At 69.0% G+C, this 19690-nt stretch carries 19 protein-coding genes and 1 tRNA gene; 15 read left to right on the forward strand and 5 right to left on the reverse strand.

Features of this window, described 5'->3' with window-relative positions:
* Position 1: 1 nt before the first annotated feature.
* The 8 genes from AB0J78_RS14635 to AB0J78_RS14670 all read left to right on the forward strand — a co-directional run bounded on the left by AB0J78_RS14635 (position 2) and on the right by AB0J78_RS14670 (position 7994).
* Positions 2 to 814, forward strand: coding sequence for a GNAT family N-acetyltransferase (locus tag AB0J78_RS14635; protein WP_363789426.1), 813 nt, complete (start codon positions 2 to 4; stop codon positions 812 to 814).
* A gap of 65 nt (positions 815 to 879) precedes the next feature.
* Positions 880 to 1455 carry a DinB family protein gene (locus AB0J78_RS14640; protein WP_363789427.1) on the forward strand — a complete coding sequence of 192 codons (576 nt, stop codon included), beginning with the start codon at positions 880 to 882 and terminating at the stop codon, positions 1453 to 1455.
* 313 nt (positions 1456 to 1768) lie between these two features.
* Positions 1769 to 3091, forward strand: coding sequence for an NAD(P)/FAD-dependent oxidoreductase (locus tag AB0J78_RS14645; protein WP_363789428.1), 1323 nt, complete (start codon positions 1769 to 1771; stop codon positions 3089 to 3091).
* Positions 3092 to 3400: 309 nt separating this feature from the next.
* Positions 3401 to 4534, forward strand: a complete 1134-nt coding sequence (locus tag AB0J78_RS14650) for a hypothetical protein (protein ID WP_363789429.1) — start codon at positions 3401 to 3403, stop codon at positions 4532 to 4534.
* Between the two features lie 99 nt (positions 4535 to 4633).
* A tRNA-Leu gene (locus tag AB0J78_RS14655) sits at positions 4634 to 4707 on the forward strand.
* Between the two features lie 243 nt (positions 4708 to 4950).
* Entirely contained in the window at positions 4951 to 5772 is an 822-nt protein-coding gene (locus AB0J78_RS14660; protein WP_363789430.1) for a hypothetical protein, read from the forward strand.
* Positions 5773 to 6028: 256 nt separating this feature from the next.
* On the forward strand, positions 6029 to 7060 hold the full coding sequence (gene yidC / locus AB0J78_RS14665; protein WP_363789431.1) for a membrane protein insertase YidC: 1032 nt from the start codon (positions 6029 to 6031) through the stop codon (positions 7058 to 7060).
* Positions 7061 to 7202: 142 nt separating this feature from the next.
* Positions 7203 to 7994 carry a Bax inhibitor-1/YccA family protein gene (locus AB0J78_RS14670; protein WP_363789432.1) on the forward strand — a complete coding sequence of 264 codons (792 nt, stop codon included), beginning with the start codon at positions 7203 to 7205 and terminating at the stop codon, positions 7992 to 7994.
* A gap of 279 nt (positions 7995 to 8273) precedes the next feature.
* On the opposite strand, the gene AB0J78_RS14675 is transcribed toward AB0J78_RS14670, so the two are convergent.
* A complete protein-coding gene (locus AB0J78_RS14675) occupies positions 8274 to 9494 on the reverse strand; it encodes an acetyl-CoA C-acetyltransferase (protein ID WP_363789433.1) in 1221 nt (406 codons plus the stop codon).
* 178 nt (positions 9495 to 9672) lie between these two features.
* Positions 9673 to 10611 (reverse strand): SGNH/GDSL hydrolase family protein, encoded by a 939-nt coding sequence (locus tag AB0J78_RS14680; RefSeq protein WP_363789434.1) that lies wholly within the window; start codon positions 10609 to 10611, stop codon positions 9673 to 9675.
* 240 nt (positions 10612 to 10851) lie between these two features.
* On the opposite strand from AB0J78_RS14680, the gene AB0J78_RS14685 reads away from it, so the two are divergent.
* The 3 genes from AB0J78_RS14685 (at position 10852) to AB0J78_RS14695 (ending at position 14681) form a co-directional block, all read left to right on the forward strand.
* Positions 10852 to 12219 (forward strand): cystathionine beta-synthase, encoded by a 1368-nt coding sequence (locus tag AB0J78_RS14685; protein ID WP_363789435.1) that lies wholly within the window; start codon positions 10852 to 10854, stop codon positions 12217 to 12219.
* 99 nt (positions 12220 to 12318) lie between these two features.
* Positions 12319 to 13437, forward strand: coding sequence for a hypothetical protein (locus tag AB0J78_RS14690; RefSeq protein WP_363789436.1), 1119 nt, complete (start codon positions 12319 to 12321; stop codon positions 13435 to 13437).
* Positions 13438 to 13541: 104 nt separating this feature from the next.
* Entirely contained in the window at positions 13542 to 14681 is a 1140-nt protein-coding gene (locus tag AB0J78_RS14695) for a cystathionine gamma-synthase (protein WP_363789437.1), read from the forward strand.
* Between the two features lie 44 nt (positions 14682 to 14725).
* Here AB0J78_RS14695 and AB0J78_RS14700 read toward each other — a convergent pair whose 3' ends face one another.
* Positions 14726 to 14971: a hypothetical protein gene (locus AB0J78_RS14700; protein WP_363789438.1), complete on the reverse strand. Its 246-nt coding sequence runs from the start codon at positions 14969 to 14971 to the stop codon at positions 14726 to 14728.
* A 203-nt stretch (positions 14972 to 15174) separates the two neighbouring features.
* Here AB0J78_RS14700 and ilvA point away from each other — a divergent pair, with 203 nt between their 5' ends.
* Both ilvA and AB0J78_RS14710 read left to right on the forward strand, forming a co-directional pair.
* Complete coding sequence (gene ilvA / locus AB0J78_RS14705) at positions 15175 to 16386, forward strand: threonine ammonia-lyase (protein WP_363789439.1); 1212 nt, start codon at positions 15175 to 15177, stop codon at positions 16384 to 16386.
* Positions 16387 to 16399: 13 nt separating this feature from the next.
* Positions 16400 to 16945 (forward strand): Lrp/AsnC family transcriptional regulator, encoded by a 546-nt coding sequence (locus AB0J78_RS14710; protein ID WP_363789440.1) that lies wholly within the window; start codon positions 16400 to 16402, stop codon positions 16943 to 16945.
* Between the two features lie 111 nt (positions 16946 to 17056).
* Here the strand turns inward: AB0J78_RS14710 and greA are convergent, their stop codons facing one another.
* Positions 17057 to 17545, reverse strand: a complete 489-nt coding sequence (gene greA, locus AB0J78_RS14715) for a transcription elongation factor GreA (RefSeq protein ID WP_207918450.1) — start codon at positions 17543 to 17545, stop codon at positions 17057 to 17059.
* 191 nt (positions 17546 to 17736) lie between these two features.
* Positions 17737 to 18177 carry a DUF4307 domain-containing protein gene (locus AB0J78_RS14720; protein WP_363789442.1) on the reverse strand — a complete coding sequence of 147 codons (441 nt, stop codon included), beginning with the start codon at positions 18175 to 18177 and terminating at the stop codon, positions 17737 to 17739.
* A 204-nt stretch (positions 18178 to 18381) separates the two neighbouring features.
* Between AB0J78_RS14720 and mca the strand changes: the two genes are divergently transcribed.
* Positions 18382 to 19266 carry a mycothiol conjugate amidase Mca gene (gene mca / locus AB0J78_RS14725; protein ID WP_363789443.1) on the forward strand — a complete coding sequence of 295 codons (885 nt, stop codon included), beginning with the start codon at positions 18382 to 18384 and terminating at the stop codon, positions 19264 to 19266.
* Positions 19263 to 19601, forward strand: coding sequence for a hypothetical protein (locus AB0J78_RS14730; RefSeq protein WP_363789444.1), 339 nt, complete (start codon positions 19263 to 19265; stop codon positions 19599 to 19601). The genes mca and AB0J78_RS14730 overlap by 4 nt, the downstream gene beginning before the upstream one ends.
* Positions 19602 to 19690 lie beyond the last annotated feature (89 nt).

Below are 19690 nucleotides of genomic sequence, written 5' to 3' on the forward strand. Positions count from 1 at the left end.
CGTGACACCGTTGGACCCCGCGGCCTCGGACGATGCCGAGCTTCTCGTCAGGATGGAGAGCAATCTCGCCGAGCACGCGGCTCATGCGCACCGATCCATGTCAGGCGCGGTGGTGGTCGACGGCGCGGACGTGCTAATCGCGGACAGCGGTCTCGCTGACGACACCTTCAACATCGTTGCCGCAGCACGCTTCACCAGCGACAACGCCACCGCGCGGATCGACGAGACCGTGCGGTTCCGCGCTGCGTCCGGCAGACCGTTCTCCTGGTGGGTGGGTCCCGCTTCTGAACCCGGAGACCTCAGCGACCGGCTGTCGGCCGCGGGTGTGGTGGCAGCCGAACGGGAAACGGCGATGTGGGCGGAGCTGCCCAACCACCCGGTGCAGGCGGTGGGCGAACTCGACATCCAGCTGGTGACCACTCGGGAGCAGCTCGCCGACTACGCGGCCGTCCTCGCCGCGAACTGGACGCCGCAAGCGGACGCGGTGCGCCGGTTCTTCGCCCAGGCCGCGCCGCAGGTGCTGGGCGACGACTGCCCCGCGCGCTACCTGGTGGGCTACGTGCGAGGGCGCCCGATCTGCTCGGCCGAGGTCTTCCTCCACGCGGGCGTCGCGGGGATCTACAACATCTGCACGCTGGCAGCTCACCGCCGCCGCAGCCATGGCGGAGCGATCACGCTCGCGACGCTGCACGCGGCCCGGGAGCGAGGTCATCGCGTCGCCGTGCTGCAGGCGTCGGCGGACGGCGAACCGGTGTACCGACGCCTGGGTTTCCACGCCTGCGGCCAGTTCACCGAACATTCCTTCCGCCCATGAGACCTCGCCGTTCGCGAGGTGTGAGAACGGCGTGCGATGTCGGTAACGGGTGGGATTCTGGCGTTGTGACCGGATCTGATGCGAAAGCCGCTCTGCAGCACTACGTCCGAGAAGGCCGGGAAGCCGTGCTGTGGAAGGTGGAGGAGCTCTCCGAGTACGACCTGCGGCGGCCGATGACGCCGACCGGCACCAACGTCCTGGGCGTGGTCAAGCACCTGGCGACGATGGAGCTGGGCTACTTCGGGGACGTCTTTCGGCGCCCGTCGGGCATCCCGACGCCGTGGATGGAGCCGGGCGCCGAGTTCAACGCCGATCTGTGGGCCGCCCCGGACGAGTCGAGCGCCTGGGTGCTCGACCTCTACCGCCGCGCCTGCGCGCACGCGGACAGCACGATCGACGCCCTGGACCTCGACGCGCGGGGATCGGTGCCCTGGTGGCCGAGCGGCGGCGTCACGCTGCACCGGATCCTCGTGCACATGATCCAGGAGACCGGCAGGCACGCGGGCCACCTCGACATCGTCCGCGAACTCATCGACGGGGCCGTCGGCCGCGGACCGGGCAACGACAACATGACCACCGACGACCAGCAGCAGTGGCGGGATCACCGCGACCGGCTGGAACGGATCGCCAGGGACGCCTGATCGACACGCAGGATTTCCGGGGTGTTGCCGCTTTTTGACGTGTCGACGCAGGTCGAGGTCAACTTGATCAAGAAATGGTGCGGGCTTGGCGGCTCTCGCCGAAGATTCGGTAGGGTGAGCGGAACCAGGCCCCCTGACATCAGAGGCGACGTCTGGTCGATGTCGCCCTCCGCGCTTGTTCGTTACAGAGCGCGTACGCAGCGCGTATGGTCGCCTACCGCGCGTTGATCGTGATCGATGCCACTCGCGACTGGCGTCACATTAAGGGGGGTAGCTGCAGCGCGGTCACGGTATGTGGTGCGACGATAAAGTCATGGCTGGTAAATCCGATCCCACGCGGATTCTCATCCTCGGCGGCGGTTACGTCGGCATGTACACGGCACTTCAGCTGCAGAAGAAGCTGGGGCGTCGTGAGGCATCCGTGACGGTCGTCGATCCTCAGCCGCACATGACCTACCAGCCCTTCCTACCGGAAGCGGCCGCGGGCTCGGTTGAACCCCGCCACGTGGTAGCGCCACTGCGACGAGTGTTGAAGCGGTGCCATGTGATCACCGCATCTGTCACCGAGATCAAACACGACGACAAGCTCGTCACGATCGAGAACCCGCAGAGCGGGACCGAGACGCTCGCCTACGACGTGCTCGTCGTGGCGCTGGGCTCGGTCTCCCGGCTGCTGCCGATCCCCGGCCTCGCCGAGGAAGGCATCGGGCTCAAGACCGTGGGCGAAGCGACGTACCTGCGCAACCACGTGATGGCCAAGATGGACGCCGCGGCCAACACCGACGACGAGGAGCTGCGCAAGCGGCTGCTCACCTTCACCTTCGTCGGTGGCGGGTTCGCGGGCGTCGAGGCGCTGGCCGAGCTGGAGGACATGGCCCGCTACGCGAGCCGTGACTACCCCAACGTGAAGCCGGACGACATGTCCTGGGTGCTCGTCGAAGCCGCTGGCCGGGTGATGCCCGAGGTCAGCGAGAAGATGGGCGTCTACGTCGTCAAGGCCCTCGAAGAGCGCGGCATCAAGGTCTACCTGAACACCTTCCTGAAGTCGGTCGAGGGCGGTCACGCGGTCCTGTCCGACGGCACGGAGTTCGACACCGACACGTTGGTGTGGAACGCGGGTGTGAAGGCCAACCCCGTGGTCAAGAACAGCGATCTGCCGCTGGATGAGCGCGGCCGGGTCAAGGCTTCGGCGCACATGCAGGTCGAGGGTCTGCCCGGGGTCTGGGCCGCCGGTGACGTCGCCGCGGTGCCGGACCTGTCCAAGACCGACGAGGACCCGGCCGCGACCTGCGCCCCGTCCGCGCAGCACGCGGTCCGCCAGGCCGACCAGCTCGCCAAGAACGTGCTGGCCTCCCTGCGGGGCAAGGCGACCAAGGAGTACCGGCACGCGTACGCCGGCTCGGTCGCCGGGCTGGGTCTGTACAAGGGTGTCGCGGACGTCTACGGCTTCAAGGCCAAGGGCTTCGTCGCCTGGTTCATGCACCGCAGCTACCACGTGAGCCGGATGCCCACGTTCAACCGGAAGATGCGGATCGTCATCGACTGGACGCTGGCCTTCCTGTTCAAGCGGGAAGCCGTGTCGATGGGCCAGATCGAGAACCCGCGGGCTGCCTTCGAGCGGGCCGCTGCGAGCTGACCTCACCGAGCCGAACGACACTCAGGCCGCGCGTCGACGATGACGCGCGGCCTTCCTGTTTCCAAGATCCTCGTCCAAGCGGTGGACAAGGTCCCCGGTATCCTTGACAATCAGTAGCGGGAAAACGAAGACCCGCGTCGGGTCTTCACCTGAAAGGGTGCGTCACGCGGGGGAAGGGGTGAATCCCTTGACGCTGAAAGAGCTGGCAGCGATCCTGCGCAGCGGGGACGCTCAGGACGGCCCGATCGCGGATTTCGAAGCGGATTACGCCGAAGCGTCGAAGGTGTTCCGGAAGAAGGACGACTGATCATGAGCGCGGCCGAGGACCGGCCCGCTGACCAGAAGGAACGGGCCGAGCCTGAGCTCCGCCCGACGCCGGTGCTGCTGCAAGGACAGGACTACTTCGTCCGCGCGCCCGGCATTCCGCTGGACTTCCAGGAACGCATGTACCAGGCCGGTCTCGTCGAGGAGGAGCCCGGCGACCCGGTGCCCTGCGTGCTCGTGCTCTCCCGCGCCACCGACATGGAGATGAACGAGCTCTCCCTCGCGCTGGCCGAGCACGACGTCCGCATGGTGCGCATCGACGCGGACCGCTGCCTGGACCTACCACTGACGGTGCACGCTGATACTCCTCTGATCGAATTCCACCGCTGGCTCTTGCGCCCGGTACTCATCTGGCGGCGACACTTCGACATGACCGCCGTACCCGTTGATCCCGCAACGGTCTACGGGGCTTATGTTCGTGAGCAGTGGCACGCGGTCGGCAACTGGCTGACCACGAGGGACGATTGGGACCAGGTGAACACGGGGCCGTCCGGTGGAGTGCTCGACCGGCTGACGCAGCTTCAGGGCGCGGCGTCGGTCGGCTTGCGCGTGCCGCGCACCTCCGTGACCACTATGCCCGGACGCAGCCGCCCCGGTGGCGCGCAGTGCATCGTCAAGACCGCAGGTCACCACATGCTCGAACCCGAACCCGGCGCGCTGCGCGGGCTCTTCCCGCAGCCGTTGGACATCCGCCGCACCGGTGGCGAGTCGCGCGAGCCGGCCCCTGTGCTCGTCCAGCAGTACCTCGACGCGGACGAGGAGCTGCGGGTGTTCGTGGTGGGGGAGCGCGCGATCGGCTTCCGGGTGCACAAGCTCGACCCGGCTCAGCTGTGGGTCGACCCGGAATCGGTCGTGGTGGAGCCCGTGGACGTGCCCGGTGGCCTGGTCGAACGGCTGCTGCGCCTGTGCGAGCGCTGGCGGCTGGACGTGGCCGGCTTCGACCTGCTGCGGGTGGGTGACGAGTGGGTGTTCCTGGAGGTCAACGTCAACTGCGACTGGCGTTGGTTCGAGCAGCGCGCCGACAGCAAGGACGTCTCGGGCGCGGTGCACGACTGGGTGCGCTCGCGGTTCGACGAGCTGGCGAAGTCGGCGGCGGTGGGTGAATGGGGCAGCTGGTGACCAGATCACGAGGGTGTGGAATCTGCCCGCGCGCGGGAACCTTAGGCGGTCTCGCCGCGTCGTAGTGGCGAACCGGCACACGTGCCGGTCTCAAGGCTGGCCCCCGTAGCCCAATTGGCAGAGGCAGACGACTTAAAATCGTCAGAGTGTCGGTTCGAACCCGACCGGGGGCACTTTTCCAATCTAACGGGTCATTCCCTCTCTTACCTCCTTCATCCGCGCATTTCGGACAACTCGTTCGGGTGATCTTCGCGGTTCGGCTTGTTGGTGAGGACTTTTCGTGCTGGGGGGATGCCGTTCCGGTTTCGGTTCGGTGAACACCGAGCTGCGCTCGACGCTCGATCAGGACGCGGTGGGGTGGCGATTACCCCGCGGGGGTTTCGCCCCGGCCGGGTCAGCAGCGACAATGCGCCCTCATGGCCTACGAGCGAGACCCCCGGGCCGGACGGCCGGGACCGGGGCAGCAGGGACCGCAGCAGCCGGGGCCGCCGCAAGGCGGCCATCAGCAGCCCGGACCGCCTCCCGGCCCGCCGCCGGGACCACCGCCGGGCGGTCAGCCGAGGCCGCAGCAGGGCCCGCCGGGGCAGATGCCGCCCGGACCGGCTCCGCAGCAGATGCCCCCGGGATACCAGCCCGGTCCGCCGGGGCAGCCGCCGATGGGCGGGCAGCCCATGCCGCCTCAGCAGCCGATGCCACCCCAGCAGCCGCCGCCGGGCGGGATGCCCGGCTACCAGCCGCCGGCGAACAACCCGTACCCGGAGACTCGCGTCGACCAGCGCGTCGACGGCTATCGGGACGATCCGTACGCCGACCCCTACGACTACCGCGACGACCGGTACGACTACCGCGAGCCCGAGCGGGACCGGTACCGCGACGACTACGACCGCCGCGATCGCGACTACGACCGCCGCGAGCGGGACCGCGACCGCGATTACGACCGGCGGGACCGCGACGGGTTCCGCGGGCCCAGCGCGGACGCCATCGGCCGCACGGTCCAGGTGCTCAGCGCCCTGATCGCGCTGGTGTTCGTGCTGCACATCATCTTCTCGGTGACCGGCGCGAACCAGGGCAACGACTTCGTCGCCTTCACCTACGGCACCGCGAAGTTCTTCGTGCTCGGCCTCGGTGACGTGTTCACCCCGGGTGACGCGACGATCGGTCTGGTGCTCAACTACGGACTGGCCGCGCTGATCTACCTGTTCGCCGGTCGGATCATCGCGCGAGCACTGCGGCGGTGACGCTGGGTCGAACCGGGCCCGGTCTGCGCCGGGTCCGGTCACCTGACAGCGTGACCAGGGAAAACGTTCCGTGATCGGACTCGGTCGCGGTGGACTGCCAGGGGGCCACAGCCGTCCGGTGTCCGGGCATGGCACCCTTGAACTGGCCGGACCTGCGTTTCAGGCGGGTTCTGCCGCGCACGCACGGCCCGGGTTGCGCCGGATGGAAACGACGTCGGGCGCTCGCCCCCAGCGGCCCATGACCAGGAGTAGCTGAGTGGAAAGTTTCTTCTCCTTCATCCTCTACCCGGTATCGGCGATCTTGTGGTTCTGGCACAAGGTCTTCGGCACCGTGCTCGGCCCGGACAACGGCTTCGCCTGGGCCCTGGCCGTGTTCTTCCTGGTCTTCACGCTGCGCGTGGTCCTCATCAAGCCTGCGCTGAGCCAGATGCGCGCGGGCCGCAAGATGGCCAAGTTCGCGCCGCACATCCAGAAGCTGCGCGAGAAGTACAAGAACGACCGCCAGCGCATGGCGCAGGAGATGCAGAAGCTGCAGTCCGAGCACGGGGTCAACCCGCTCGGCGGCTGCCTGCCCGCCCTGCTGCAGATCCCGGTCTTCCTGAGCCTGTTCCACGTGCTGCGGAACTTCCACCCGGGCGCGCAGAGCAACTTCATCTTCGACAAGGCGGGCGTCGACTCGTTCATCCAGGCCGACATCTTCGGTGCGAAGCTGTCGAACTGGATCACCCAGCCCGCGTCGGAACTGGCGCTGTTCGGCACCGACCGGACCTCGATGATGATCGTCGGCATCCCGCTGATGCTGATCGCCTCGGTCGCCACCTACTTCACCATGCGGCTGTCGGTGAAGAAGCAGACGGACGCCTCGATGGCCAACCCGCAGTCGGCGATGATGGCCAAGTTCATGATGTACATCGCGCCGATCGGTGCGATCGTCTCCGGCTGGTTCCTGCCGATCGCCGTCCTGCTGTACTGGCTGGCCAACAACGTCTGGACGCTGGGCCAGCAGCACTTCCTGACCAAGAAGATCGACGCCGAGCAGGAGCGCGAGCGGCAGAAGGAGATCGAGGCGAAGAAGGCCACGCCTCGTCCCAAGCCGGGGCAGAAGCCGGTCCGCGACGACAAGGCCGAGACCGCCTCGGAGGGCGAGTCGGCCACGGCCACCGCGACCGAGGCCAAGCCGGCCAAGCCCGCCCCCGGCCAGCGACCCGGTGGCAAACCCGGCGGGAAGAAGAGCCAGCCGAAGAACCGCCCTGGCAAGCAGGCGTCCAGAGCCAAGAAGCGGCGTTAGGCAACGTGTGAGCAAAGGCCGGTGGATCTTGTGTCCACCGGCCTTTCGCGTCCGGTAAAGTCCGGTTTTACCGAACCGGGAACCGATCGGGACCACCGGTCGTTGGATCTGGAGACGGCGCAAGAACGCCCAGGAGGATGAGTTGCGCACAACGAGCAACCCCGCGTTCCGCAAGCTGCCGGAAATGGCCGGTGGCTACGCGAACTTCAACTACGGCCAGGGCCAGCAGTCGTCCTATGGCCAGGCGCCGGCTGCTCCCCCGCAGGCCGCGCGACCGATGACGATCGACGACGTGGTCACCAAGACCGCGATCACCCTCGTGCTGGCGGTGATCACCGCGACGCTGACCTTCCTGGCCGGTCCGCCCGCGGTCGTTCTGGCGCTGCCCGCGGCGCTGGTCGCCCTGGTGATCTCGCTGGTCATCATCTTCACCAAGAAGGTCCGGCCGGCTCTGGTCGTCGCCTACTCGGCGCTGGAAGGCGTCTTCCTCGGCGGCATCAGCTACCTGTTCGCGTCGATGTTCAACCCGGGCATCATCACGCAGGCGATCATCGGGACCCTCGGTGTCTTCGCCGCGATGCTGGTCGTCTACAAGACCGGCGCGATCCGGGTGACGCCGAAGCTGACCAAGTGGATCATCGGTGCCATCGCGGGTGCGGCGGTCCTGATGCTGGTCAACCTGGTCGCCGGCTTCTTCATGCAGGGCGGTCTGGGCCTGCGCGAGGCGGGCCCGCTGGGCATCGGCTTCAGCCTGCTGTGCATCGGCATCGCGGCGTTCAGCTTCCTGCTGGACTTCGACGCCGCCGACAAGGCGATCCGCGGCGGTGTGGACGCCAAGTTCGCCTGGTACATCGCCTTCGGCCTGATGACCACCCTGGTCTGGCTGTACCTCGAGATGCTCCGCCTGCTGTCCTACTTCTCCAGCAGCGACTGACGCGGAGCCCGCAAGACCCGAAAATGGCCGCCACCCCTCGGGGTGGCGGCCATTTTCGTAAGTGGCTAATTGGTTGCGGCGGTAGCCGCTGTTTCAGGTGGGGACTCACCTGGCACCGCCGCGGGTTCTGAGGTGGTCCTCCTGTGAGGACGTGTCGACGTGGTGTATTGGGCATACATGAGTCGGCGTGCCCGGAGCAGGAGGGCCTCAGTGCTTTCCCGTTCGGGGGTTTCCGCCACCCGCACCGCCAAGCAAGACGAGTGCGGAACCTGAGGTAAGTCAGCTGAGGCGTTCGAGGACCATGGCCATGCCCTGGCCGCCGCCGACGCACATCGTCTCCAGGCCGAACTGCTTGTCGTGGAACTGGAGGGAGTTGATGAGCGTCGTGGTGATGCGGGCACCGGTCATGCCGAAGGGGTGGCCGACGGCGATCGCGCCACCGTTGACGTTCAGCTTCTCCAGCGGGATGCCCAGGTCCTTGTAGGACGGGATGACCTGCGCGGCGAACGCCTCGTTGATCTCCACCAGGTCGATGTCGTCGATGCCCATGCCCGCGCGCTTGAGGGCCTGCTTCGACGCCTCCACCGGGCCCAGGCCCATGATCTCCGGCGACAGGCCGGACACGCCGGTCGACACGACGCGAGCCAGCGGGGTCAGCCCGAGCTCCTTGGCCTTGGTGTCGCTCATGATGACCAGCGCCGCGGCGCCGTCGTTGAGCGGGCAGCAGTTGGCGGCGGTGATCCGGCCGTCGGGGCGGAACACGGGCTTGAGACCGGCCACGCCCTCCTTGGTCACGCCCGCGCGCGGGCCGTCGTCGGCGGAGACGACGGTGCCGTCCGGGGTGGTGACCGGGGTGATCTCGCGGGACCAGAAGCCGTTGGCGATGGCCTTCTCGGCGAGGTTCTGCGAGCGGACGCCGAACTCGTCCATCTCGTCGCGGGTGACGCCCTTGAGGCGCGCGAGGTTCTCCGCGGTCTGGCCCATCGGGATGTAGACGTCCGGCACGAGGTCGAGCTCGCGCGGGTCGGTCCAGTTCTCCGCGCCCTGCTCGGCGGTCTGCTGGGTGCGGGCCTCGGCGTCGGCGAACAGCGGGTTGTGGGTGTCCGGCAGCGAGTCGGAGGAGCCCTTGGCGAAGCGCGACACCGCTTCGACACCGGCGCTGATGAACACGTCGCCCTCACCGGCCTTGATGGCGTGCAGCGCCATCCGGGTGGTCTGCAGGCTCGACGAGCAGTAGCGGGTGATGGTGGTGCCGGGCAGCTGGTCGTAGCCGAGCTGAACGGCGACCACGCGGGCCATGTTGAAGCCCTGCTCGCCGCCGGGCAGACCGCAGCCCAGCATCAGGTCGTCGATCTCGGCGGGGTTGAGCTCGGGGACCTTGTCCAGGGCGGCCTTGATGATCTGGGCGGTCAGGTCGTCCGGACGGATGTCCTTCAGCGATCCCTTGCCGGCGCGCCCGATCGGGGACCGCGCGGCGGAGACGATGACTGCTTCGGGCATGGGGAACTCCTTCGTTCGCCGGGGCGCGAAAGTTCGTTACTGACGAGTCACTTTAAGGGCGTTGAGTCCATCTTGGCCGTGACGCCACTCACCGACAACCCCCATACCAACCGGTCGGTACCTCAGGTTCAACAGGATTTCAGTGGAAATCAGGAACCCGATTTCCACTGAAGTCCGATCAGCCCAGGCCGCGGTCGGGTGCGCGGAGGTGGAGGTGGCGGTTGAGGTGGGCGACGATGCGGCTGGTGGGCCTGCGAGCCTCGGCCGTTTCCGACCGTGTCGGGGCCGGCGGCAGCGGGCCGCCCTGCCAGACGCCGATGGCCATGCACATGACCGGGAGCAGGATCTCCACGGCGGCCTCGTAGCCCGCGCCGGACGGGTGGAACCGGTCCGGGCTGAAGAACTCCGCGGGCCGGGTCAGGAACTCCGGTGAGAGCAGATCGGCGAGCGGCACCGCGTAGCCACCGGAGGTCTCCACGCTGCGGCGCTGCGCGCGAGCCAGCGCGATGCTCCAGCGGCTGGCCACCGAGCGCAGCGGCTGCGGGATCGGCCGGATCGAACCGAGGTCCGGGCAGGTGCCCACGACCACCTTCACGTCCGCCTCGACCAGCCTCCGGACCTGCTCGGCGAGCAGCTCCGCGCACCGGGAGATCGGCATCTTCGAGGTCACGTCGTTGGCGCCGATGATGATCAGCACCACCTCCGGCGGTTGCCGCAGGGCCGCGTCGACCTGCGCGGACAGCTCCCGCGTCGTCGCGCCGACGATGGCGTGCGTGGTCAGCGCCACCGGCCCGTCCAGCTCTTCGGCCAAGCCCTGCGCCACCCGGACACCGGGCAGCTCGCTCGGGAAGTTCGCACCCAGTCCCGCCGCGGAGGAATCTCCGAGCACCGCCATCTCCAGCGGCCGAACGCCCTCGGGGACCTCGCTGCGCGGCACCGGACCGACACCGGCGGGCAGGTGCACGCCGTCGGCGCGGAGCGGATCGGCGATCGGCGGTCCGATGACCCTTCGCGCGTGCCCCGCCTGACCGTTGAGCAGGCCGTAGGCCGCTCCGGACAGGCCACCCGCGGTACCTGCGGCCAGCAGTGCGAGCCGCAAAGCCTTCGTCGCGATCATCTCGGCCCCTCCCTCCACCACCCCGGGGACTGGGAATGTAGACCCCTCCCACCAGGAATGCGCTCGGCGAAACGCCTACACCCCGCTACTGGATAGACGCCACCGACCCGAAAAAACTTCCCTGACCGTGTGTCGTCCGGAAGGTCCCCTGGGTTAGCGCCTGAACAGGCGATTACGCTCGGCATCACACCCGCGCCGGAGACCCGCCGGGCGGGACCGACCGACGACTGAGGACGAGGCGTGGACTACGTCGAGCACGTCACCGAACTGGTGGGCAACACTCCGCTGGTCCGGCTGAACGCGGTGGCCACCGGCAAGACCCCGGTGCTGGCGAAGGTGGAGTACCTCAATCCCGGCGGCAGCGTGAAGGACCGCATCGCGCTGCGAATGATCGAAGCCGCGGAGGCTTCCGGCGAACTCAAGCCAGGCGGCACGATCGTGGAGCCGACGTCCGGGAACACCGGTGTCGGCCTGGCCATGGTCGCCCAGCGCAGGGGCTACCGCTGCGTGTTCGTCTGCCCGGACAAGGTCAGCGAGGACAAGCGCAACGTCCTCAAGGCCTACGGCGCCGAGGTCGTGGTGTGCCCGACCGCTGTGGAGCCCGAGCACCCGGAGTCCTACTACAGCGTCTCGGACCGCCTGGTCGAGGAGATCGACGGCGCCTGGAAGCCCAACCAGTACGCCAACCCGCAGAACCCCGAGTCCCACGTGCACTCCACGGGACCGGAGGTCTGGGAGCAGACCGAGGGCAAGGTGACGCACTTCGTCGCCGGCATCGGCACCGGCGGCACGATCTCCGGCACCGGCGAGTACCTCAAGAAGGTCTCCGGCGGCAAGGTCAAGATCATCGGCGCGGACCCGGAGGGCTCGGTCTACTCCGGCGGTCACGGCCGTCCTTACCTGGTCGAGGGCGTCGGTGAGGACTTCTGGCCGACCACCTACGACAACGGGATCTGCGACGAGATCGTGCCGGTCTCCGACGCCGAGTCCTTCCAGATGACCCGCCGCCTGGCCAACGAGGAAGCGCTGCTGGTCGGCGGTTCCTGCGGCATGGCGGTCGCCGCGGCGCTCAAGATCGCCGAGACCGCGAGCCCGGACGACGTGATCGTGGTGCTGCTGCCCGACGGCGGTCGCGGCTACCTCGGCAAGATCTTCAACGACTCCTGGATGGCCTCCTACGGCTTCCTCTCGCCCGACGTCGGTGGTGGCCGGGTCGGTGACGTGCTGCGCCGCAAGGACGGCACCATCCCCGAGCTGGTGCACACCCACCCCAGCGAGACCGTCGCGGAGGCCGTGGCGATCCTGCGCGAGTTCGGCGTCTCGCAGATGCCGGTCGTGCGCGCCGAGCCGCCCATCATGGCCGCCGAGATCGCGGGCGCGGTCAACGAGCGGGACCTGCTGGACGCGCTGTTCGCGGGCCGCGCGCAACTCGCCGACACCGTCGAGCAGCACATGTCGCCGCCGCTGCCGACCATCGGCGCAGGTGAGGAGATCAGCTCGGCCATGTCGGCGCTGACCGGCGCGGACGGTGCGATGGTGCTCATCGACGGCAAGCCCGCCGGGGTCGTGACCCGCCAGGATGTGCTCGGATTCATCGCGGGTCGATGACGAGTTGGTGCTGAAACAACACCTGCGCTCGGGCCTGATCAGATAGCGTAGGGCCGAAGTATGCCCAGGACTTTGGACGCCGCAAGGGAGTAGTACCCGATGAGCTCTCCGCAGCCGCCGGACGGCGGTCAGCAGGGTTCGGATCCGATCTCGAACCGGATGGACCCCCAGGACGAGAACCAGGCGGGCGGTGACTCGACCCAGGTCGTCCGGCCCGTCCAGTCGCAGGGGCAGCAGCCTCCGTCGGAGTCGACGCAGGTCGTCCGGCCCGCAGGCCAGCCGCAGGGCGGTGACTCCACCCAGGTGGTGCCGCCGTCGATGCAGCCGCCGCAGCCGATGTACCAGCAGCCCGGCCTCGGTGGTCAGCAGCAGGGCGGTGCGGACGCGACGGCCATGGTGCCGCCGTCGATGCAGCCCCCGCAGCCGATGTACCAGCAGCCCGGCACGCAGAGCCAGCCCGGCGGATTCCCCGCGCAGCCGCAGCAGCAGCCGGGCACTCCCGGCAGCGGCTTCCCGGCTCCGCAGGCCCAGGGCGGTTTCCCGCCCCCGCAGGCCGGCGGCCTCCCGGGCCAGAGCGGGTCGGCTCAGGGCGGGACCTCGACCCTGCCGATCGCGCAGTGGGTCACGATCGGTCTCGCCGCGCTGGGCCTCATCGGCTCCATCATCAGCGGCATCATGACCATGTCCTACGTCCCGGGCGTCGGGATCGCCACGATCGTCGTGGCGCTGATCTTCTGCGGTGTGTGGATCTTCGCCGCCTACTCGGGCGGTCAGGGCAAGCAGTGGGGCCGGATCCTCGTCACCGTGTTCGCCGGTCTGGGCCTCATCGGTGGTCTGATCAACCTGTTCGTCAGCCCGGTTGCCGGGATCGTCGGTCTGCTGGTCGGAATCGCGATCCTGGTGCTGTGGTGGCTGCCGTCCACCACCGCGGGGATGAACGCCCTCGCGGGCGCCCCGGCGCCGCAGGCCGGTGGCTACGGCCAGCCGCAGGGCGGCTACGGCCAGCAGGGCTTCGGTCAGCAGCAGCCGCCGCAGCAGTTCGGCCAGCCCGGACCGCCGCAGCAGTTCGGTCAGCCGCAGCAGTTCGGCCAGCAGCCCCCGCAGCAGGGCTACGGCCAGCAGCAGCCCCCGCAGGGCTACCCGCAGTCGGGTGGTTACCCGCAGCAGGGCGGTTACCCGCAGCAGCCCGGTCAGCCGCCGCAGCCGCCGCAGTGGTGAGCTGAGCTCAACGTCGAAGTGCCCCCGGACCGCCCAGGTTCGGGGGCACTTCGCTTTTCGGGCCCGGGTCGGCGGATCTGCGCTGGAGTAATACGCTGCTCCACATGAGTGACGGCTTCGCCACCCGCGCGATTCACGCGGGCCAGGAGGCAGACCCGACGACCGGTTCGGTGATCGTGCCCATCCACGCCACCTCGACCTACGCGCAGGACGGCGTCGGAGGGATGCGCTCGGGCTACGAGTACTCCCGCACCGGCAACCCGACCCGGACCGCGTTGGAGCGCTGCCTGGCTGAGCTGGAGAACGGCAGGCACGCGCGCGCCTACGCCTCCGGCATGGCGGCCACCGACGCGGTGCTGCGGTCCGTGCTGCGCCCGGGTGACCACCTGGTGATCCCGGACGACGCCTACGGTGGCACCTTCCGGCTGATCGACAAGGTGCTCTCCGGCTGGGGCATCTCCTACACGCCCGCCCCGGTGTCGGACGTGGACGCCGTTCGCGCGGCGATCCAGGAGAACACCAAGCTGGTCTGGCTGGAGACGCCGACCAACCCGCTGCTCAACATCGGCGACATCGCCGCCCTGGCGCAGATCTCCGCCGACGCGGGCGTGAAGCTCGTCGTGGACAACACCTTCGCCTCGCCGTTCCTGCAGCAGCCGCTGGAGCTCGGCGCGACGGCGGTGGTCCACTCGACCACCAAGTACCTCGGCGGGCACTCCGACGTGGTCGGCGGCGCTGCGGTCACCTCCGACGACGAGCTGGCCGAGCAGCTGGCGTTCCTGCAGAACGGCGCGGGCGCGGTGCCCGGCCCGTTCGACGCGTTCCTGACGATGCGCGGTCTCAAGACGCTCGCGGTGCGCATGGAGCGGCACAGCGCGAACGCCGAGCGGGTCGTCGCGGCGCTGAGCGGTCACCCCAAGGTCGCCAAGGTCCTCTACCCGGGCCTGCCCGAGCACCCCGGGCACGAGGTCGCCGCCAAGCAGATGAAGCACTTCGGCGGCATGGTCTCGTTCCTGCACGCCGACGGCGAGCAGGCCGCCCTGGACGTCTGCTCCCGCACGCGGCTGTTCACCCTCGCCGAGTCCCTCGGCGGCGTCGAGTCGCTGATCGAGCACCCGGGACGGATGACGCACGCGAGCACGGCGGGTTCGATGCTGCAGGTCCCGTCGGACCTGGTCCGCCTGTCGGTGGGCATCGAAGAGGCCGATGACCTCGTCGAGGACCTGCTGGCCGCGCTCGGCTGATCACGCGGGCGGTCGTGCCCGGGATTCGCTCCTGGGCGCGACCGTCACCTGGCCACGAACGGGTCCGAGTTGCCCGAGGACGTCGAATCGGCGGGCTCGCGCGGGGCGACCGGCAGGTCGCTCGGCCGCAGGCAGCCGCCGATGAGCTCCACGACCCCGTCGTGCTCGCGGTAGGAGCCCGGGTCCTCGCAGCCGGAGTTGAGCACCACCAGGACTGCCGCACCGGACAGCGTCGCCGCAGTGATCATGCCGGCGAGCAGCGGGAACACGCCGTTGCTCGGCTGCGCCATGCTGCCCTCCATGCGGTGTGTCGGTGCGCGCCTCGCGCTCGGTGACCGTGCTGCCGACTGAGCGTACCGAACGTGCCGCGCTGGGGTCGGATTCGAAACGGCAGGGCCCTCTCGCCCCTCCGGCGAACGCCTGGGCAGCGCCTGCGCGAGGGGACTTCGGCGCACGCCTAGTACCCCTAGATCGGCGGTGGCACGATTGGCCCATGAAGCTCGTCGACCTCGACCGAATCCGCGAAGCGGACGCCCTGCTCGCCAAGGTGGCCCGGCGGACCCCGATGGAGCACTCCCGAGTGCTCGGCGAGCACACCGGCGGCGAAGTCCACCTCAAGTGCGAGAACCTCCAGCGCACCGGCTCGTTCAAGCTCAGGGGCGCCTACGTCCGGCTGCTCGGGCTCGACGCCGAGCGCCGCGCGGCCGGTGTGGTGGCCGCCAGCGCGGGCAATCACGCCCAGGGCGTCGCGCTCGCGGCGCAGCTGCTGGGCATCCCCGCCACCGTCTACATGCCCGAACGCGCACCGCTGCCGAAGCTGGCCGCGACCAAGTCCTACGGCGCCCACGTCACGCTGCACGGCGCCGTGCTCGCCGAAACCCTCGCTGCGGCCAAGGAGCACGCCGAGCGGACCGGCGCCGAGTTCATCCACCCCTTCGACCACCCGGACATCGTCGCAGGTCAGGGCACAGTTGGTCTGGAGATCCTGGAGCAGCTGCCCGAGGTGCGCACGATCCTCGTGCCCACCGGCGGGGGAGGGCTGGTCGCGGGCGTGGCCGCCGCGGTGAAGGCGATCCGCCCCGAGGTGAAGGTCCTGGCCGTGCAGGCCGAGCAGGCCGCCGCGTGGCCGCCCTCGCTGGCCGCGGGCAAACCCGTGCCGTTGACCGACACCCAGACGATGGCCGACGGGATCGCCGTGGGCGAACCGGGCGCGGTGCCGTTCGCGCACGTGTCGGAGCTGGTCGACGGGGTCCTCACGGTCAGCGAGGAGTCGCTGTCCCGCGCGCTGCTGCTGTGCCTGGAGCGGGCCAAGCTCGTCGTCGAGCCCGCCGGGGTCGCCGCCGTCGCGGCCCTGCTGGAACACCCCGAGCAGGTCGTCTCACCGACCGCCGCGGTGGTCTCCGGCGGCAACATCGACCCGCTGCTGCTGCTCCAGCTCATCCAGCACGGGATGACCTCGGCGGGTCGCTACCTGTCGCTGAGCGTCCGGCTGCCCGACCGGCCCGGGTCGCTGGCGGGCCTGCTCGCCAAGCTCGGCGAGCTCAACGCCAACGTCATCGACATCGAGCACTCGCGCATCTCCGGTGCGCTCGCGCTCGGCGAGGTCGACGTCGAGGTCTCGCTGGAAACCCGAGGTCAGGAGCACCGCGAGTACGTCGTCGCCCAGCTCGAAGTAGCCGGGCACACGATCCTCGCCCGTCGCTGAGAGGAGCGCTCACGTGGCTGCCACCAGCGGTCCCGACGAACTGGACGCCCGGTTGCTGCTGCTGCTCTCCGACGAGCCGCGGCTGGGCGTGCTGGAGTGCTCGCGCCGGCTCGGTGTCGCGCGCGGCACCGTCCAGGCCCGGCTGGACCGGCTCGTCGAGCGCGGCGTCCTGCAGGGGTTCCCGCCCGAACTGGACCTGGCGGCGATGGGCTACGGGCTGACGGCCTTCGCGGTCCTGGAGATCGCGCAGGGGCATCGCGGGAGTGTCGCCGAGCAGCTGGCCGCCATCGACGAGGTCTGCGAGGTGCACGCCACCACCGGTCAGGGAGACCTGTTCGTGCGCATGGTCGCCCGGTCCAACGACGACCTGCAGCGCGTGATCGACGAGGTCGTCGGAGTGCCCGGTGTTCGGCGCACTTCGACGTCCATCGCCTTGTCCACGCCCGTGCCGCCGAGAGTGCGTCCGCTGCTGCACCGACTTTCCGGGGAAAAGCGAGCGGGCGTCCCGGAATCCGGAACGCCCGCGGACCGAGCGCACAAGCCCGGTATCGATTCTTAATTGCGGTGAAACCGTCGGAACGGTTTCACCCGCAATGCCAGGTGAAGCCAGATCAACAAAGGCGCGCGGCAACTCCAGCGGCTGCGCGCGAAAGAAGTCCGGAATGAAAGATCAGCCGTTGAAGGGCTCGGCCTTGACGAGCGTGACCTTCATGTTGCCGCCGTTGGGCAGCTCGTACTCCCGGCTCTCGCCCTCCTTGGCGTCCAGCAGAGCCTTGCCCAGCGGGGAACTGGGTGAGTAGACCTCGAGGTCGCCGTGCGCGCCCTCTTCGCGGTTGGCGAGCAGGAACTGCTCGGTCTCGTCCTCGCCGTCGTAGCGGACGGTCAGCACCGAACCGGGCTTGGCGATGCCGGATTCGGTGGGCACGTCGCCGACCTGCGCGGTGCGCAGCAGCTCCTGCAGCTGGCGGATGCGAGACTCGATCTGACCCTGCTCTTCGCGAGCGGCGTGGTACCCGCCGTTCTCCCGCAGGTCGCCCTCCTCGCGGGCTTCGTTGATCTTCGCGGCGATCACCGGGCGGTTGGCCACGAGCTCGTCCAGCTCACCCTTGAGCCGGTCGTAAGCATCCTGGGTCAGCCAGGTCACCTGGGTCTCGCTCACGGTCACCACTCCTCGTCGACTTCCGGCCCGCACTCACAACGGGCCAAATTGCAATTCCGTCCTTTTCTCAGCCAATGCCAAGTAACGGAAAAACACGGCCCTCAGCGGGGGCCGTGCTGCGCTCGACGATAGCACGAATCAGCACGCAAAGGGACCGGATTCTCCTCGCGCCCGACGTGCAGCGGGGCGCTTCACCCGGTTGGCCGCGTGTGAGTGGACAAATATTCAGGAACGTTGTAAGTGCAGCCGTACACCTCCCCGATGGTCGCTCGGGTGGATGTACGAAGCACAGTGTCCTGCCGACTCACGCCGTTCGCCGGATGGATCAGGACTTCGCGCCTGCCGACCTCCTCGCCGGATTCGGCGCGACCCCGCACCACGCAGTCGGCGGGCCGCTGCGGGTCGTCCCGCTGGACCTCCAGGGTGACCCGAACGGAGTGATCGTCGATCACCTCGAAGGCGACCTGCTTGCCTTCGATCGGAGCAGAGCCGAGGTTGCGGTAGCCGATGAGCGAGACGGCCACGAGAGCCAGCAGCACGACGGCGAGCAGAGCCCAGCGGAGGACGGGACGAGTGCGCGCGCTGCGAGCGCGCGAGCCGTACCGGTCCTGCGGGACCTGCTGCTGCGTCACGGCGGCCTTTCGACGCGGGCGGTGGATCTGCGGCCGGAACCACAAGGGGTGACGGCCGGGATGTCGGCTCCACCGGGAACAATGGAGGACGACATCCACGTTGAGTATCCCTGGAGCGCCCAGCGGAGGAGACGGCGGGGCCGTCGACGCGGAGGAGCCGTGCACAGGGCGGATGCTGCTACTAGCGGGAGGAACAAGCGGGCGATGGCGGACAAGCTGCGACTGATGACGGTGCACGCGCACCCGGACGACGAGTCCAGCAAGGGGGCCGCGACCACCGCGCGCTACGTGGCCGAGGGCCACGACGTGATGGTGGTCACCTGCACGGGAGGTGAAGCGGGCAGCATCCTCAACCCGGCTATGGATCGGCCCGAGGTCGTGGAGAACCTGACCGACGTGCGCCGGGAGGAGATGGCCAAGGCCGCCGAGATCCTCGGCGTCGAGCACCGCTGGCTCGGCTACGTCGACTCCGGGCTGCCGGAGGGCGACCCGCTGCCGGCGCTGCCGGAGGGCGTGTTCGCCACGGTGCCCATCGAGGAGTCCACCCGCGAGCTGGTGAAGGTGATGCGGGAGTTCCGCCCGCACGTGGTGATCACCTACGACGAGAACGGCGGATACCCGCACCCGGACCACATCCGGTGCCACGAGGTCTCCGTCGCGGCCTTCGACGCCGCCGGTGACCCCGACCTCTACGAGGGCCAGGGCGAGCCGTGGCAGCCGCTGAAGCTGTACTACTCGCACGGTTTCTCCCGCAAGCGCATGCAGCTGTTCCACGAGTCGCTGCTGTCCGACGGCAAGGAATCGCCCTACACCGACTGGCTGGCGCGCTGGGACTCCCAGGACCGGCCCGACCCGGACGACCGGGTCACCACGCGCGTGCCGTGCGGGGAATACTTCGAGCAGCGGGACGACGCGTTGCGCGCCCACGCGACCCAGATCGACCCGACGAGCCGCTGGTTCGCGGTCTCGTGCGACGTGCAGCGCGAGCTGTGGCCGACCGAGGACTACGAGCTGGTGCGCTCGCTGGTCGACACCACGTTGCCGGAGGACGACCTGTTCGCCGGCGTGCAGGAGAAGGTGTGCGCATGAGTGCCCAGGAGACCGTCGCACTGGTGCTGGCCCAGGCGCCGGTGCCGCCGCAGGACCCGGGCGGGCAGGGTGAGGACTTCGGCAAGTCCTCGCCGCTCGGCCTGGTGCTGCTGATCGTGTTCGCCATCGCGGTGGTGTTCTTGATCCGCTCGATGACCAAGCACTTGAAGAAGCTGCCGGTCGTCTTCGACGAGGAGAAGGCCAACGCCGCGGCCCCGGCCCACGTCAAACGGGCCGAAGCCGAAGCGGCGAAGCGGGCGGAGGAGTCCGAGGCCACCGAGACCCCGGCGCCCGAGGAGACCCCCTCCAACCCCTCGCAGGCGAAAACCGACTGAGACCCGATTCCGAACGGGGCCACCTGGGAAACCGGGTGGCCCCGTTCTGCACCTGTTGACCGGAACACCGCCGTGTTCGGGGATCTGAT

Origin of the sequence: Saccharopolyspora sp. NPDC049426 (genome assembly GCF_040676935.1) — a bacterium.
In the GTDB taxonomy this organism is placed as follows: Bacteria; Actinomycetota; Actinomycetes; order Mycobacteriales; family Pseudonocardiaceae; genus Saccharopolyspora.